Annotated in this window: 13 protein-coding genes; 5 read left to right on the top strand and 8 right to left on the bottom strand. The window is 72.2% G+C overall.

Annotated elements, in window-relative coordinates; all coding sequences use genetic code 11:
• Window positions 1–160: 160 nt before the first annotated feature.
• Both LX88_RS23000 and LX88_RS22995 read right to left on the bottom strand, forming a co-directional pair.
• Window positions 161–2779: a winged helix-turn-helix domain-containing protein gene (locus LX88_RS23000; RefSeq protein WP_258949870.1), complete on the bottom strand. Its 2619-nt coding sequence runs from the start codon at window positions 2777–2779 to the stop codon at window positions 161–163.
• 54 nt (window positions 2780–2833) lie between these two features.
• Window positions 2834–3070: a hypothetical protein gene (locus LX88_RS22995; protein WP_258949869.1), complete on the bottom strand. Its 237-nt coding sequence runs from the start codon at window positions 3068–3070 to the stop codon at window positions 2834–2836.
• A 179-nt stretch (window positions 3071–3249) separates the two neighbouring features.
• Here LX88_RS22995 and LX88_RS22990 point away from each other — a divergent pair, with 179 nt between their 5' ends.
• Together LX88_RS22990 and LX88_RS22985 are read left to right on the top strand one after the other, a co-directional pair.
• Complete coding sequence (locus tag LX88_RS22990; protein WP_258949868.1) at window positions 3250–4266, top strand: hypothetical protein; 1017 nt, start codon at window positions 3250–3252, stop codon at window positions 4264–4266.
• Window positions 4263–4970 (top strand): coiled-coil domain-containing protein, encoded by a 708-nt coding sequence (locus LX88_RS22985; RefSeq protein WP_258950172.1) that lies wholly within the window; start codon window positions 4263–4265, stop codon window positions 4968–4970. The genes LX88_RS22990 and LX88_RS22985 overlap by 4 nt, the downstream gene beginning before the upstream one ends.
• A 121-nt stretch (window positions 4971–5091) precedes the next feature.
• Here the strand turns inward: LX88_RS22985 and LX88_RS22980 are convergent, their stop codons facing one another.
• Window positions 5092–5577, bottom strand: coding sequence for a DUF1269 domain-containing protein (locus LX88_RS22980; protein ID WP_090064412.1), 486 nt, complete (start codon window positions 5575–5577; stop codon window positions 5092–5094).
• A 35-nt stretch (window positions 5578–5612) separates the two neighbouring features.
• Window positions 5613–7436 (bottom strand): glycoside hydrolase family 15 protein, encoded by a 1824-nt coding sequence (locus tag LX88_RS22975; RefSeq protein WP_258949867.1) that lies wholly within the window; start codon window positions 7434–7436, stop codon window positions 5613–5615.
• Window positions 7437–7586: 150 nt separating this feature from the next.
• Here LX88_RS22975 and LX88_RS22970 point away from each other — a divergent pair, with 150 nt between their 5' ends.
• Both LX88_RS22970 and LX88_RS22965 read left to right on the top strand, forming a co-directional pair.
• On the top strand, window positions 7587–7991 hold the full coding sequence (locus LX88_RS22970; RefSeq protein WP_090064608.1) for a DUF7144 family membrane protein: 405 nt from the start codon (window positions 7587–7589) through the stop codon (window positions 7989–7991).
• A complete protein-coding gene (locus LX88_RS22965) occupies window positions 7991–9001 on the top strand; it encodes an AI-2E family transporter (protein WP_258949866.1) in 1011 nt (336 codons plus the stop codon). The genes LX88_RS22970 and LX88_RS22965 overlap by 1 nt, the downstream gene beginning before the upstream one ends.
• Here LX88_RS22965 and LX88_RS22960 read toward each other — a convergent pair.
• Both LX88_RS22960 and LX88_RS22955 read right to left on the bottom strand, forming a co-directional pair.
• On the bottom strand, window positions 8960–10408 hold the full coding sequence (locus tag LX88_RS22960; RefSeq protein WP_258949865.1) for an alpha-amylase family glycosyl hydrolase: 1449 nt from the start codon (window positions 10406–10408) through the stop codon (window positions 8960–8962). The two genes, LX88_RS22965 and LX88_RS22960, sit on opposite strands and share 42 nt — an antisense overlap.
• On the bottom strand, window positions 10405–13008 hold the full coding sequence (locus LX88_RS22955; RefSeq protein ID WP_258949864.1) for an MGH1-like glycoside hydrolase domain-containing protein: 2604 nt from the start codon (window positions 13006–13008) through the stop codon (window positions 10405–10407). The genes LX88_RS22960 and LX88_RS22955 overlap by 4 nt, the downstream gene beginning before the upstream one ends.
• A 137-nt stretch (window positions 13009–13145) precedes the next feature.
• Here LX88_RS22955 and LX88_RS22950 point away from each other — a divergent pair, with 137 nt between their 5' ends.
• On the top strand, window positions 13146–13982 hold the full coding sequence (locus LX88_RS22950; RefSeq protein ID WP_258949863.1) for a patatin-like phospholipase family protein: 837 nt from the start codon (window positions 13146–13148) through the stop codon (window positions 13980–13982).
• Here LX88_RS22950 and LX88_RS22945 read toward each other — a convergent pair.
• Both LX88_RS22945 and LX88_RS22940 read right to left on the bottom strand, forming a co-directional pair.
• Window positions 13972–14823 (bottom strand): universal stress protein, encoded by an 852-nt coding sequence (locus LX88_RS22945; protein WP_258949862.1) that lies wholly within the window; start codon window positions 14821–14823, stop codon window positions 13972–13974. The genes LX88_RS22950 and LX88_RS22945 overlap by 11 nt on opposite strands.
• A complete protein-coding gene (locus tag LX88_RS22940; protein WP_258949861.1) occupies window positions 14820–15647 on the bottom strand; it encodes a class II glutamine amidotransferase in 828 nt (275 codons plus the stop codon). Before LX88_RS22940 ends, LX88_RS22945 begins: the two co-directional genes overlap by 4 nt.
• Between the last annotated feature and the right edge of the window lie 16 nt (window positions 15648–15663).

The raw sequence follows: 15663 nt of genomic DNA, 5'->3' as shown, positions 1-15663 counted from the left end.
GCAGGCCGAACTGAGCACCGCCGGGGGTGCCTGCCTAGGCGTTCGATGACCGAGCCGCACGCGATCGTGTCGGTGACTCGGGGTGTGGGCCGCGGTGTGGCGGCCCGTGCGGATCAAGTGTGGCGGGGGTCCGGGCCACGATCCAAGGGGCCAACCGTGATCAGATCAGGCCGAGTCGCCTGGCGACGAGGACGGCGTCGCGCCGCTGGTTCACGCCGAGTTTCCGGTAGATGCCGCGCAGGTGCGTCTTCACGGTGTTGACGGAGACGAACAGGGAGCTCGCGATCTCCTCGGTGGTGCGCATGGACGGCAGCTCGACCAGGAGATCCCGCTCGCGACTCGTGAGCACGCCCGCCGAGGTCGTCGCCGCCGTGGGCAGCGCCGTCATCGTCGTCGTGGCGAACCGGTCCAGCCTGCCGAATCGGCCCGCGCCGCGGGCGAGGAGCTCGCGGACCGGCTTGCCCGCGTGGACGAACGGCCGGATCGTGCCGACGGGCTCCGCGGCCGCCAGCGCGCGGGTGACGGCCTCGTGTGCGCGCCGCTGGTCGCCGGAACGCTCCACCAGCACGGCCTCCAGCAGCCAGGCGTCCACCACGGTCGGTGCCGCGACCGCGGGCAGATCCCCTGACAGCAACGGTTTCACCAGTTTGCGGGCCTGGTTGACGCGGGAGTGGTGGGAGTGCAGGACGGCCTGGAGCACCGCCTGCTCCCCGCACGGGCCGAACATCGCCTCGACCTGGCCGGGCATCGCCGCGGCCCACTGTTCGTCCCCGGTCCGCAGGGCCATCCGTTGCAACGCCGGTGCCACGTGCGCGACCACCGGTGGCGTCACCTCACGCCCGGCGACGTCCTGCCACTGCCGGCGCAGGCGTCCGGCGACGGCGCGCGGGTCGCCGGCCGTGGTGAACGACACCGCCGCGTCCAGCGTGCGGACCGCGATCCCGACCCCCAGGTCGGGCCGGTCGCCCAGCGCCGCGGTCGCGCGCATGGCCAGGTCGGTCGCCTGCACGTCCTCCATGCGCAGGTAGGCGTGCACGCCCATCAGGGAGTAGGCGAGGGCACAGGTGAAGTGCGTCTGCCAGCCCTGTCGCTCGGCGAACTCGACCGCCTCGCGCGCCTGCCGCGCTCCCTCCGCGATGTCGCCCATCGCGCTCGCCAACGCCGCGAGGTGCACCCGGCAGTCCAGTTCGGCGTGGGTGAACCCCTCCTTCCTGGCGAGCGCCGCCGCACGCACCAGGTCGGTCTCCGCGGCGCGGTGCTCGCCGCGTGACAACGCCGCGACACCGCGGTCGAGCAGGGCGGCGACGTCCGCGTCCGGTGCGCCGCTCAGTCCGGCGGGCGTCCTGGCCATGATGCCGAGCGCCTCGCCGACGTGCGCGTCGAGCCGGCCGCGGCGCAGCAGTGCGGTGCCGTGCAGCACCCGGACCCGTTCCGGTCGCAGAGCGGGGGACGCGCCGCCGATGCCGGCGAGCACCCGGTCGGCGGCGGCGAGGTCACCGGCGTCGAGCGCGACGAGTGCCGCGACCACCCCGACCGCGGGCCTGGCCAGCACGTGGCCGGGCACCGCGCTCAGCACCGGGTGCACCTCCGCGCCGCCCGCGTGCAGCATCTGCCGCAGCACCGAGTGTTCGATGATCTCCGAGGTGAGCTGGTCCTCGCCGGCCGCGACGGCGTGCCGCAACGCGGTCAGGGGCAGGTCGTTCTCGTGGTGCCAGCGTGCCGCGGACCGGTGCAGCGCGCTCTCGCCGGCCGGACGGGTCCGGCGCAGTTCGGCGAGGAGGTGCGCCCGCAGCACCGGATGACATCGGTACCACTCGGGTGTGCTGCTCAGCCTGCTCACGAACGCGTTGGTGCGCTCGAGGTGGTCGAGCACGACGCCGGGACTCGGGTGCTCCGGTGCCAGAGCGCTCGCGAGGCCGGTGCTCACCGCGTCGCAGACACTGGTCGCGATCAGCAGGTCGTGCGTGCTCGGCGAGTGGGGCGCGAGCACCTCCTCGGTCAGGTAGCTGCTCACGATCTCGTCCTGCCCGGTGAGCATGGGCAGGCCGGCCGGCGGTGTGCCGGTCGTGTTCATCCGCATCGCCGCGAACGTCAGCCCACCGGCCCAGCCCTCCGTGCCGGTGAACAGCGCCTCGATCTCCTCCGCCGAGAGCGAGACGCCGTACATGGCGAGCAGGGCCTCGGTCTCGCCCCGGTCGAACGCGAGCTCGTGGGGCAGCACCTCGCGCAACCGTCCCTCCAGGTGCAGCCGGGCGAGGTGCAGCGGTGGCGGGAACCGGCCGAGCAGCACCAGTCTCAACCGGTCCGGTGGCTGCCGGGTGAGCAGGTCGATGGTGGCGAGGGCTTCCTGATCACGCAGTTCGTGCACGTTGTCTAGGACCAGGCACGCGGACGCGGGTAAGCGGTCGAACGCGGCCACTATCGCCGAGGAGAAACCCGGTTCGGACCACGGGATCGACTCGAGGCGGCCCTGGTCCGGCCAGACGCGGGTGAGCGCGTCTCTCACCGCGATGCGCAGCCGGGCGGGCGCGCTGTCGTGTTCGTCGAGGGTCAGCCACGCGACCCGGTCGGTGCGGCGTCGTGCCCACTCCGCGAGCAACGTCGTCTTGCCACACCCCGCGGGCCCGGTGACGAGGGTGACCGGTGCCGCCGCGACGTTCTCGTCCACAATGGACAGAAGCCGGTCGCGTGCTATGAGCGGAACGGCCGAGACGGGAACCCGGAACCTGGGCGGACTGGTGTCGTGCGCTGATCGCTCGCACTCCGAACTGTCGGACATTGCGATGACTCTCCCCGATGGAATTTTCGTGGATGATCACGTGATCGAACCGCATCACTTCGCTGGGCAGGGCGGCCGAATGGCCTTGCCCGGCTGGGAGATCACCACGAGCACCCGCCCGGCCACCCCGATCACCCTGGGCAGCAGGCCGGCGGCGGCGAGCACACCGGTGACCGCGAGCGGGGACTCCTGCCCGCACTCGTCGTCCCCGGTGGCGGAGACGATGAACGCGAACAGCACGACGGCCAGCACGATGCGACGGGAACGGGAACGATCAGGTTGACGGCTCATGGAAGTCCGCACCTCCTTCGTGGTCCCGACGCTGCCCGCCTCACCCGGGCCGGACTTCCCCCGCACGGGGCGAGGAGCGCACCGGTGCCGGACCGCCTGTTCATCCGCGCCGGGTGAAGAAGCGGATCACCACCTCCCCGGACTCTGTGACCAGTTCACGACGGGGAAGAGGAGTCGCTGTGCCCAAGACCTGCCGGCCCGCTCTGCGGGATCTGATCGACGTAGTCCGGCCGGCGCGGCCGGTCGCGTCCGTCTACATGGGATCGAGTCCGTTGCACTCGTGGAGGTCGCGCTGGGTCCGCCTCGCCGACCAGTTGCGCAGTGACGGAGCGGGTGACGACGTGGTCGGTGCGATCGGTGCCGCGCTGCACAGAGCACACGACGCTGATCCGTCCGCGGGAACGCTGGTGGCGTTCGCGGGAGGCGAGGTTCCTCCGCGCGTCTTCGAGGCGCCCGGACTGCGCCATCTGGACCTCGCGTGGTTCAGCTCGCCGGCACACGTGCTCCCGTTGCTCGCGTGGGTGCAGGAGCGGCCGCCGTGCGTGGTCGCCGCCGTGAGCCGCGAGACCGCCGGCCTCGGCACGCCCACCGCCGACTGGATGTCGCTGCACTACGAGGACGAGAACTGGTTCGAGGGCGTGCGGTCCGCGGCGGCGGCGGTCGCCGGGATGCTGGTCCGGCAGGACGCCAGGCTGCTGGTCGTGGCGGGGGAGGACGAGGTGGTGGCCGCGCTGTGGGGCGCACTGCCGGCCGCCGTCCGGCGGGACACGACGGCGCGCTGGGTCGGCACCGACCTGAGCCCGAGCCGGATCGAGGACGAGGTGCGGGCGGCCGCCCGCACGTGGACCTCGGGAGTGCTGGCGGACTTCCACGAACGTGGCCGGACCCGGCGGCTGGGGGTCGAGGGCGCGGACGAGACCCTCGGTGCGCTGGCTGACGGCCGGGTGGACGACCTGTTCGTGGGCCAGCCGGAGGACATCACGGCCACCGCGTGGTACGGCCTCGAGCCGACCGACGTGGCTCCGGCGCAGCCCGTGGGGTCGGGCCGCCGCTGCGGCTTGCTCGCGGACGTCGCCGTGCGGGCGGCGCTGCTGAGCGGCACGCGGGTGCACGTGATCAACACCGGTACCCGGCAGGCCCCCGAGGACGGCATCGGCGCGCTGTGCCGCGTGCCGCTGACGCTGGTGCGGCCGTGACCGCGGAGCTGGTGCCGCTGCGCACCGGGTTCGACGTCGCGTGGCTGGGCTTTCGGCGCGACCAGGTCTGGCACTACGTCCACGAGGCCGAGCGCGACGTCGAGACGCTCACCGCGGACCTCGACGCGGCGGAGGCGAGGGCGGAGTCGCTCGCCCGGCACCTGGAGTCCGAACGGGAGGACAACCGCGTCCTGCGGGAGCGGCTCGACCGGCTGCGGGCGGCCCCGCAGTCCCCGTACGCGGTCGGTGAACGCCTTCGGTACGTCGTGGAGCGCACGCTCGCGCAGGCGGCCGAGATCACCGAACGCGCCACGGCGCTGGAGGACCACGCGTGGAAGTCCGCCCGCCGCACCCACACCGAGCACCGGGAGCTGCTCGCGCAGACCAGGGAGCGGATGGCGCGGATCCTGCGGGAGGGGGAGGCGGGCCGCCGTGCGCTGGACGAGGCGGCGGCCCGCCACCGGGCGGAGGTCACCGAGGACTTCGAGCTGGCACTGGCGTTGCGGCGCAAGCAGACCTGCCACGACGTGCGGCTGATGGAGGAGACCGCGCGCCGCCGGGCCGAGGCCGTCGTGCGGCAGGCGGCCCGCCGGGCCGACGTGATCAACGAGCACCGCGACCACGTCGCGGACGTGCTGCGGGTCGTGCACTCGCTGCTGGGCGAGGCGGCCGCGCGAGTGCCGGCGGTGAGCCCGGCACGGTGAACGCGCGAACCGGCCGGAGCAAGGGCATCTGCTCCGGCCGGTCCATCAGCGGGCGGTGGCGAGCCGGCATCGGCACCCCGGCAGTCGTCGCCGGTCCGGTCACCGCCAGGTCATCGAGCGGTCACGACGCGAACGTGTCCCGCAGCAGTTCCTCCTGTTCCTTGGTGAGGTTGGTGGTCAGCAGGGTGGCGCCGGTCTGCTTGAACCTCTCGGCCACCCGGTCGACGACGGCGCCCTCCGACATCACGAACAACGCGGAGGTGCCGGGCGTGACGGTGTCCCGGATCTCCTTCACGAAGTCGTCGTCGATGCCCGCACGGGACATCGAGCCCGCCAGCGCACCGATACCGGCCCCGATCGCCGCACCCAGCACGGGCACGAAGAAGATCAGGCCGAACAACAGTCCCCAGAAGCCGCCACCGAGCGCTCCCGCACCGGTGAGCTTGCCGAGCTCCCTGGTCTTCGGCCGTTTCGCGTCCGGGTCCCAGTACACGTAGGCCGCGTCGCGGACGATGATCAGCTGCTGGTCCTGCAGCTTCGTCAGCTCCTGCAGCGCGCTGTGCGCCCCGTCGGTCGTGTCGAACTTCCACACGGTCAAAGTCGCCATGCCGATGACTGTGCGAGGCGGAGGCCGCCGCGTCCTCACCCGTCACGAGTGAGCTGGTCGTCGAGGGTGACGGCGGCGTCGATGAGGGCCAGGTGGGTGAACGCCTGCGGGAAGTTGCCCAGCTGCTCCCCGGTCACCGCGATCTCCTCGGCGTAGAGGCCGACGTGGTTGCCATAGGTCAGCATCTTCTCGAACACCAGCCGGGCCTCGCGGGCACGCCCGGACAACGCCAGCGCGGTCACGTAGTTGAAGGTGCACAACGAGAACGAGCCCTCCGAGCCGCGCAGCCCGTCGGGCGACGCGTCCGTGTCGTAGCGCCGCACCAGGCTGTCGCTCACCAGTGACTCCATCGCGGCCAGAGCGTCCAGCCACAGCGGGTCCCGCGGCGCGACGAACCCCACCTGCGCCATCCGCAGCAACGACGCGTCGAGGACCTGCGAGCCGTAGCGCTGCACGAACGCCCCGGTGCGGTGGTCCCATCCCTGATCCCACACCTGGCCGTAGATCCGGTCGCGCTGCGAACGCCACCTCGCCACCGGCGCGGGTTTCCCCTCGCTCTCGGCGATGCGGATCGCCCGGTCGAACGCGACCCAGCTCATCACCCTGCCGTAGGTGAAGTCCGCACGGCCGGCGCGCGTCTCCCAGATGCCCTCCTCCGGCTGGTTCCAGTTCTCCGCGAGCCAGTCCAGCAGCTCGACCACCGCGTGCCAGCCGCGGTGCCCGATGCGCAGGCCGTGCTGGTGGGCGGTGTGCACGCTGTCCAGCAGTTCGCCGTAGATGTCGAGCTGCAGCTGCCCGGCCGCGTCGTTGCCGATGCGCACCGGCGAGGACCCCCGGTGTCCCTCCCAGTGGTCGAGAACGTGTTCGGTGAGGTCCGCCGACCCGTCGACCGCGTACATCACCCGCAGCGTCTCACCCTCGGCGACCCGCTCGGTGAGCCAGCCGCCGAACGCCCCGGCCTCCTCGGTGAACCCCAGCCGCAGCAACGATCCGACGGCGAACGAGGCGTCCCTGATCCAGGTGTAGCGGTAGTCCCAGTTCCGCTCGCCGCCGAGCTGTTCGGGCAGGCCGGCCGTCGGGGCGGCGACGACCGCCCCGGTCGGCGCGTAGGTGAGCAGCTTCAGGGTGATGGCCGAGCGCTCGACCGCCTCCCGCCAGCGGCCCCGGTAGGTGCCGCGGGCGAGCCACTCGTGCCAGAACCGCACTGTCCGCTCGAACAGCGCTTTCGCCTCGGCCGCGCCGACGGCCAGCGGCGGACCGTCCACACCGGACTCCAGCACGATGCCGCGGGTCTGTCCCTCCTCCAGGCTGATCGTCGCGCGCAGGTCGCCGGTGTCGGTGATCTGCCCGGACACCAGCCGGGCGTCACCCGGTTCGCGCACGGCGTGCAGCACCAGGCCGAACTGGCCGCACGCGAAGACCACGCCGTCGTCGGTGAGGTGCGTGCGGTGCGCCCGGCGGCCGTAGTCGAAGCGGGGGGCGACGTCGAGCTCGAACGTGATCCGCCCGCGGACGCACCGCACCAGGCGCACGAGCCGGTGCCGCTCGGTCGGGCCCTCGTCCGGCAGCGGCGGCATGAAGTCGATGACCTCCCCGGTGCCGTCCTCGGTCATGAAGCGGGTGATCAGCACCGCCGTGTCGGGGAAGTACAGCTGCTTGCCCGTGCCGGTGAACCCGGCGGGCCGGAACCGGCAGAACCCGCCGCGCTTGCGGTCCAGCAGCGAGGCGAACACCGAGGGCGAGTCGAACCGGGGGCAGCAGAACCAGTCCACGGTGCCGTCGGTGGACACCAGCGCGGTGGTCTGGAGGTCGCCGATCAGGCCGTGGTCGGCGATCGGCGCGTACGGGGGTGTGGTCATGGTGACGAGGCTCGCCCGACGAACGGCCCCGGTCTTCACCCGCCGGAGCGGACACGTGCCCCCGCACTCACACGTGGCGGGTGAAGATCCACCCGCCGGCACCGGGGCACGGTGGGCCCGACCAACGCTTCGGGAGACAACGGAGGCACGATGCAGGACACAGGCTGGCTCGGCTGGATCTGGTTCGCGGGCATCATGATGATCGTCATGGGGGCGTTCAACGCCATCGAGGGGCTCGTCGGGTTGTTCCGCGGCGAGTACTACGTCGCCAACGGCGAGCAGGTGATCGTCTTCGACCTCACCACCTGGGGCTGGATCACCCTGCTGCTGGGCGTGCTGGTGGCGCTCGCGGGCGCCGCACTGCTCTCCGGTGCCGCGTGGGCCAGGGTGCTCACGGTGATCCTCGCCGCGGTGAACGCGGTGGCACAACTCGCTTTCGTCTCGGTGCACCCGGTGTGGTCCACGATCGTCATCACGCTGTGCGTGCTGGTGATCTGGGCCGTGGTGGTGCACGGCAGCGAGGCGGCGGCAACGCTCGAGTCGTCATCTCGTTGATGCCACGCGCATTGACGATTCTGCTCGGTGCCGCGTCGGCGGTGGTCGTGGTCGCCGGGCTCAAGGCGGTCGCGTGGCTGGTGGCGCCCACCGTGCTGGCGGGGCTGATCGTGATCGCGATCAGCCCCGCGCACCGGTGGTTACGAGGGCGGGGTGCACCGCCCTGGCTCGCGACCACGGCGGTCGTGGTGCTGGTGTACGCGGTGCTGGGCGCGATCGCGGTGACGGTGGTGGTGTCCGGTGTGCGGCTGGCCGGGATGCTGCCCGAGTACGCGGCGCACCACCTGGTGCAGCAGGCGGAGCACGTGCTCGCCGGCCTGGACCGGGGCAAGGTGCTCGCCTCGCTCACCGGCCTTCTCTCGGACCTGACCGGGCTCACCACGAGCCTGGTGTTCCTGCTGGCGCTGCTGCTGTTCCTCGGCGTCGAGGTGCACTGGACCGACAGCCGGCTGGCCGAGATCGCGGACCAGCGGCCGCGGCTGACGGTGGCGCTGCGGGAGTTCGCCCGCCGCACCCGGCGCTACCTGCTGGTGACGACGGTGTTCGGCGCGGTGGTCGCGGTGCTGGACACGGTGGCGCTGGCGTTGCTGGGCGTCCCGCTCGCCCTGCTGTGGGGCGTGTTGTCCTTCGTCACCAACTACGTTCCCACCGTCGGGTTCGTGCTCGGTGTGCTGCCGCCCGCCGCGCTCGCCCTGCTGCAGCACGGTCCGCGTCGCGCACTCGCGGTGCTGGCCGTGTACGGGGTGCTGAACTTCGTGGTGCAGTCGCTGGTGCAGCCGCGTTACACCGGGGACGCCGCAGGACTCTCGACGACCACGACGTTCCTGTCGCTGGCGTTCTGGGCGTGGGTGCTCGGCCCGCTCGGCGCGTTGCTGGCGGTGCCGCTCACCCTGCTGGTGAAGGTGCTGCTGGTGGACGCGGACCCGCGTGCGGGCTGGGCCGCCGCCCTGCTCCGCACGCGGGCCCGGTCACGCCACGGACAACACGTGGAAACCCCACGGGCGCAGTGACACGAACAGCCCCTCGGCGGTGAGGTCGCGGTCGAAGACCTCACCGCCGAGCAGGTCCGTGAACCGCCAGGCCCCAGGCGCCCAGTCGAGCGGAATCCGGGCCTGCGCGGGTGAGTCGGAGAAGTTGACCACCACGACGTGCCGGGACCCGCCGACCTCGATCCACTCCCACGCGAGCAGCGAGCGGTGCGACTGGTTGTCCGGCCAGCCCTCGGTGCCGAGCAGGAACCACTCGCCGTCCCGGAGCCGGTGTTCGCGCACGGTCGCGAGCAGGTGCCGGTACCAGGCGGCGAGGTCGTGGTCGGGCGGCTCGTCCGGGCGGCGGTTCAGGAACACCGGCGGCCGGACCGTCCGGCCCTCGAACTGGCCCTCGTGCCACAGCGTCGCGCCGGGCAGGGTGGCGACGACGACCGCTGCCGCCCTGGCGGCGTCCGGCGGGAGCGTGGCCGCCAGCCTCGGTTCGTCCTGGTTCTCCAGGAACCGCACCAGCTTCGCCTGGTAGCCGATGTCGGCACGCAGGTGCGCGCGCACCCCCTCGGCGTCCCGCGAGACGAGCCGGTCGTAGAGCCGCTTGTCGTAGCAGAAGGCGAAACCCTGCTGCTGCAACGTCCATTCCATGTCCCAATACGCCTCGGCGATCAGCACGGTCCCGGCGTGCTGGTCGCGCAGACCTTCGATGATCTCAGGCCAGAACTCGCGTTCCGGCGCCTCGCGGCCCCAGGCGCGCGCGAACACGTCGTTGGTCATGAGCATCGCCATGTCGCAGCGGACGCCGTCGCAGCGGGCCGCGATGCCGGCGAGCGTCGTCGTGGCCGCGGCCCGCAGGGCGGGAGAGAATGCGTCGAGCTGCACGACGTCCGGCCACGGCGGGAAGAACGGGTCCCGGCCGCGCGCGAAGACGTGCTCACCGATCGCGAGCCAGTGCTCGGGGTTCTCCGCGTAGTCGTCGACATCGCCGCGGACGAACAGTTCCGGGCGATTGGTCACCCACGGGTGGTCCGGCGCCACGTGGTTCGGCACGAAGTCGAGCACCAGCCGCACCCCGCGGATCGCGAGCTCCGCCCTCGCCTGCGCGAGGCCGTCGTCGCCGCCGAACTCCTCGGCCACGACGTAGCGCCGCACGCAGTACGGCGATCCGCTCACGTCCTGCGGGCGCAGGTCGGGCAGCGCCGCCTTGAACGACACCCGCAACCCGCTCCGCGCGTTGGCGAGTGCCAGTCCGGTCGTGCTGCGTTCCCAGACCCCCATCAGCCACACCGCGTCCACTCCGGGCGGTGTCAAGGAGTTCCAGGCGAAGGCGGGCACCTCGCCGAGCGTGACGGGCCGCCCGGCGTCCCGTGACAGCTCACCCAGCCACACCGCGGTGTTGACCTCGTAGACCACGGGACGGTCCGGCCAGCCGCTCATCGCGCACCCTCCCTCGCGGGCACGCGGGACAGCAGCGCCACGAGCGCCGTCCACCCGGTCTGCTGGCTCGCGCCGATGCCCGCACCGTTGTCACCGTGGAAGTACTCGTAGAACAGCGGCAGGTCCCGCCAGTACGGGTCGTCGCGGTAGCGCGTCTGTCCACCGTGGACCGGGCGGCGGCCGTCCTCGCCGGGCAGGAACGTCGCGAGCAACCGGTCGCTGATCTCGCCCGCCACCTGCTCCAGGGTGAGGCGCCGCCCCGACCCGGTCGGGCACTCGACGGTGAAACCTTCCCCGTAGTAGGTGTGCAAGTGCAGCAACGCGCGCACGACCATCGCGTTGATCGGGAACCACACCGGGCCGCGCCAGTTGGAGTTGCCGCCGAACATGGAGCTGTCCGACTCCGCGGGCTGGTAGCCGACGCGGTGCTCCGCGCCGTCCACCGTCAGCACGTACGGGTGCTCGGCGTGCCACCGTGAGAGCGATCGGACGCCGTACGGCCCCAGGAACTCGTTCTCGTCGAGCACCCTGGCGAGGATCCGGCGCAGCCGGCTCTCGTCGAACAGCGCGAACAGCACCGGCCCGTCGCCGTCGGTCTGCGCGCCGTGGCCCCACAGCGCGGCGCGGACCGCGGGGTGCCGGTCGAGGAAGTCCCGCATGCCGTCGACGAGTCCCGGGTGGTCGCGGCGCAGCTCGGCCCCGACCACGGTCGCGGCGGCGAGCGGGATCAGCCCGACGGCCGACTGGACGCGCAGCGGCGTCGACGTGCCGTCGGGATTGCGCAGCACGTCGTGGAAGAAGCCGTCCTCCTCGTCCCACAGCCCGTTGCCGACGTGGTTGGTCGCCGCCGCGATCCACGCGAGGTTCTCCAGCAACGTCGCGGCGTGCTCCAGGTACGCGGGGTCCTCGCGCGCGAGCTCGAGCGCGATCTGCAGGAGGTTCTGGCAGAACAGCGCCATCCACGCCGTGCCGTCGGCCTGGTCGGTCCGCCCACCGGCCGGCAGCGGCGCGTTGCGGTCGAAGACGCCGATGTTGTCCAGCCCCAGGAAGCCGCCCTGGAACAGGTTGCGGCCGTCGGCGTCCTTGCGGTTGAGCCACCAGCCGAAGTTGCGCAGCAGCGGCGGGAACACGCGTTCCAGGAAGGCTCGGTCACCGGTCCCGGTGGTGTCGCGGTCGTGCTGGTAGACGAACCAGGCCGCCCACGCGTGCACCGGCGGGTTGACGTCGCCGAAGTTCCACTCGTAGGCGGGCAACTGCCCGTCCGGGTGCAGGTAACGGCGGCCCAGCAACAGTTCCACCTGCTGCTTCGCCGCCGCCGGGTCCACCACCGCGAGCGGTACCGCGTGGAACGCGAGGTCCCACGCCGCGAACCACGGGTACTCCCACTTGTCCGGCATGACGACGACGTCCCCGGCCGCGAGGTGGCGCCAGTCCTCGTTGGACAGACCGCTCGGTGCGCCGATCGGATCCGCGCCGCGTTCGACGAGCCAGCGCTCGACGTCGAGCCCGTAGTACTGGCGCGACCACAGCAGCCCGGCCAGCGCCTGCCGGCACACCAGCCGCTCGTCGCTCTTCGGATCGCCGCCGAGCACCTCGTCGTAGAAGTCGTCGGCCTCCTCGCGGCGGGTGGAGATCACCGCGTCGAACCCGCTGAACGGCTCGTCCGCGGCGGCGGCGGTGAAGCGGACGCGGACGGTCTCGCTGCCACCCGCGGGAATCGTCAGCACCTGGTGGGCGGCGGCCTTCGTGCCGACGCCGTCCGGGGCGAGCGCGGTGAGATCTCCGCGCAGCACAGCGCGTTCGATGCCGTCTTTGACGTACGGGGTGGTGTTGGGAATGCCGAAGACCCGTTCGTCGTCGGTCTCGTTGCCGGTGACCATCAACTGGCCCTCGGCGTACCACCACCACACGCCGAGCTCGGGGTGCGCGGCCCGCACCGTGCCGGTGCCCAGCGTGTGCAGTGAGGGCTCGGTGGTGCCCGCCCACGACCACGTGTGCCGGAACCACAGCGCCGGCAGCACGTGCAGCGTCGCCTCGTCCGGCCCGCGGTTGTGCGCGGTGACCCGCATCAGGACGTCCTCGGGTCCCGCCTTGGCGTACTCCACGACGACGTCGAAGTAGCGGTCGTCGTCGAACACGCCGGTGTCCAGCAGCTCGTACTCCGGGTCGTCACGGCCGCGCTGTCCGTTGGTGGCGACCAGGTCCTCGTAGGGGAAGGCCCGCTGCGGGTACTTGTAGAGCATCCGCTGGTACGACGAGGTGGGCGTGGCGTCGAGGTAGAAGTAGCACTCCTTGACGTCCTCGCCGTGGTTGCCCTCGCTGTTGGTGAGGCCGAACAGCCGTTCCTTGAGGATCGGGTCGGCCCCGTTCCACAACGCCAGCGCGAGGCACACCCGCTGCCGGTCGTCGCTGAAGCCCGCGAGCCCGTCCTCGCCCCAGCGGTAGGCGCGGTAGCGCGCCTGGTCGTGGGTGAACGACGTCCACGCGTCGTCACCGTTCGACGCCTCCCGGACCGTGCCCCACTGCCGTTCCCCGAGGTACGGCCCCCAGCGCCGCCACTCGTCCGGCTCTCGCAGCCTTTCCTTCTCCGCACCGGCCACGTCGCCCGCCTTTCGCTCGGCACATCAGGTGATCGCCAGGCTGGTGGCGGGCGGCGCGCGGCGGGTCACCCGGCGCGGGTGGTTCGGCCGGGGACTGGCCCCTCGTGAGCGGGGACGCCCGGCGGCAGAATGGTCAGGTGAAGACCGCGTTCGTGTTCGCAGGCGGCGGAAGTCTGGGCGCGGTCGAGGTGGGCATGCTCGCGGCGCTCGCCGGCGAGAGCATCCAGCCCGACTTGGTCGTCGGCACATCGGTTGGCGCTGTCAACGGCGTTTGGCACGCGGCCCACCCTGGACCCGAGGGGGTCCGCACCCTCACGGATCTGTGGACGTCGTTGTCCCGCAAGGACGTCTTCCCGATCCGTCCGGTGCGCGGCCTCCTCGGTGTCGTCGGGCTGAGCGACCACCTCGTGCCCAGCACGGCGCTGCGGCGCCTGCTGCGGACCCACCTCTCCGGCGTCACGCTCGGGAACACGCCGACGCCCGCGCACGTCGGTGCCACGGACGTGTTGTCCGGGGAGGAGGTGGTGCTCTCCGAGGGCGACGCGGTGGACGCGGTGATGGCCAGCACCGCGATCCCGGCGGTGTTCCCGCCGGTGCCGCTCGGTGGGCGGTACCTGATGGACGGCGGCGCGGTGAACAACAACCCCGTGTCGCACGCGGTGGCGCTGGGCGCGGACAGGGTGTGGGTGCTGCCGACGGGGTACGCCTGCGATCTCGAAGAGCCGCCGCGCAGCGCTCTCGGGATGGCGTTGCACGCGTTGACACTGCTGGTGAACCACCGGCTCGCGGTGGACGTCGAGCGCTACCGCGACGAGGTCGACCTCCGCGTCGTGCCGCCGTTGTGCCCGCTCAGCGTGTCACCGGCCGACTTCAGCCGGTCCCGCGAACTCATCGACGCCGCCCACCGGAGCACCCAGCGGTGGCTCGCGGCGGGCCGGCCGGAACGCGGCCTCCTGCACCCCGTCACCGGATGAGGCCGGCCTGCCGGTCCGCCGAGGTCACGATCACCAACGGACACGGCGCGTGCGAGACGAGGGCCTGACTCGTCGAGCCGAGCAACATGCCGTCGAACCCACCGCGGCCGTGACTGCCCACCACCAGGAGCTGTGCCTCGGTGCCGTACCGCATGAGCGCGCGCACCGGGCGGTCCCGTGGCAGCGCGCGTTCCACCCGCACGCCGGGATACCGGTTCTGCCACTTGGCGAGCACCTCGCACGCGTCGTCGTCGGCCTCGTCGCGGGCCGCGGCGAACCGCGCGGTGCGATAGGCGCTCTCCACGGTGAAGCCGGGCCTGCACAGGAGCACAGTGAGGCGGGCGGCGCGCAGAGAAGCGGCCTCGAAGGCGAACGCCAGCGCGGCCTCGCTCGCGGCGGAACCGTCGTGGCCCACCACGATCGTGCCGCCGGTCGCGGCCAGGCCGCGCACGATCACCAGCGGGCACTTCCCGTGCGAGGCCAGCGCGGCCGCCGTCGACCCGACCAGCATGCCCCTGACGTTGCCCAGGCCGTGAGCCCCGAGCACCAGCAGCCGCGCGTGCTGTGACTCCTCGATCAGCAGGGTCGTCGCGCCACCGCCGACCGGTTCGGTCGTGACCTGCACGTCCGGTCCTGCGGCACGGGCGGCCGTGGCGGCCTCGTGCAGACACGCCGCGACCCGCTCCTCGTCCGTCGCGGTGAGTCGTCCTTCGGCGGGCAACGAGAACGCGTGCACCAGCCGCAGCGGTGCGTCGCGCCGGGCGCATTCGTCGGCGGCCCACATGACCGCGGCCAGCGCGGACGACGAGCCGTCGACCCCGGCCACCACCGGCCCGCTCATCGCAGGGGCCCGAACGGGAGGAGCTCCTCGACGCCGCCCCGCGCGACGACGCAGGTCGACTCGGGCACCTCGCGCCAGGCACCGTGCAGGTCGCCCAGCGGTTCCGACACGACGAGCCGGGTGTCGGGGGAGAGCCCGTGCAGTCTCGGGTTGTCCGGGTACTGCTGCCGCAGCGTCGTGATGTCGGTGCTGTGGAACAGGCTGCGCGAGCGGCGTTCGCTGGAGTAGCGGAACGCCCAGGTGGTCTCGCCGTCGGTCGTGGCGACCGTCATCTGGAGCGGGTGCGCCACGCCGTGGTTCCTGCCGACCGCCTCGACGAACCCGGCGGTGCGGGCGACGGCGGTGGGAGGGTCGTGCTCGAGACCGAAGGTCAGCGCGAGGAAGAACAGGATCTCCGAGTCGGTCGACCCCTCGATCCCGGCGTAGAGCGAGGGGTCGACCACCAGCGCGAGTTCCCGGCGCACCAGAGGAAGTCCGGCGATGAGCCCGTTGTGCATCCACAGCCGGCGGCCGTGCCGGAACGGGTGGCAGTTGGTCTGCTGGACCGCCGTGCCGGTGGACGCGCGGACGTGCGCGAAGACGACGCCCGCTGTGGTCTGCGCGGACAGCTCCCGCAGGTTGCGGTCGTTCCAGGCGGGTTCGGTGCTCAGGAACAGACCTGGTTGCGACGCGGTCGCGTACCAGCCGACCCCGAAGCCGTCACCGTTGGTGGTCTCCACTCCCAGCCGCGAGTGCTTGCTCTGGGTGACGAGCGAGTTCGCCGGCACGTAGAGGAGCTCCTCCAGCAGCACCGGGGAACCGGAATACGCGAGCCATCGGCACATGTGTGTCCTCCACAGA

The organism is Lentzea californiensis (assembly GCF_024648825.1).
Taxonomy (GTDB): domain Bacteria; phylum Actinomycetota; class Actinomycetes; order Mycobacteriales; family Pseudonocardiaceae; genus Lentzea; species Lentzea californiensis.
The sequence above is the reverse complement of the archived record's forward strand: the minus strand, read 5'-3'. Positions and strand labels throughout refer to the sequence as shown.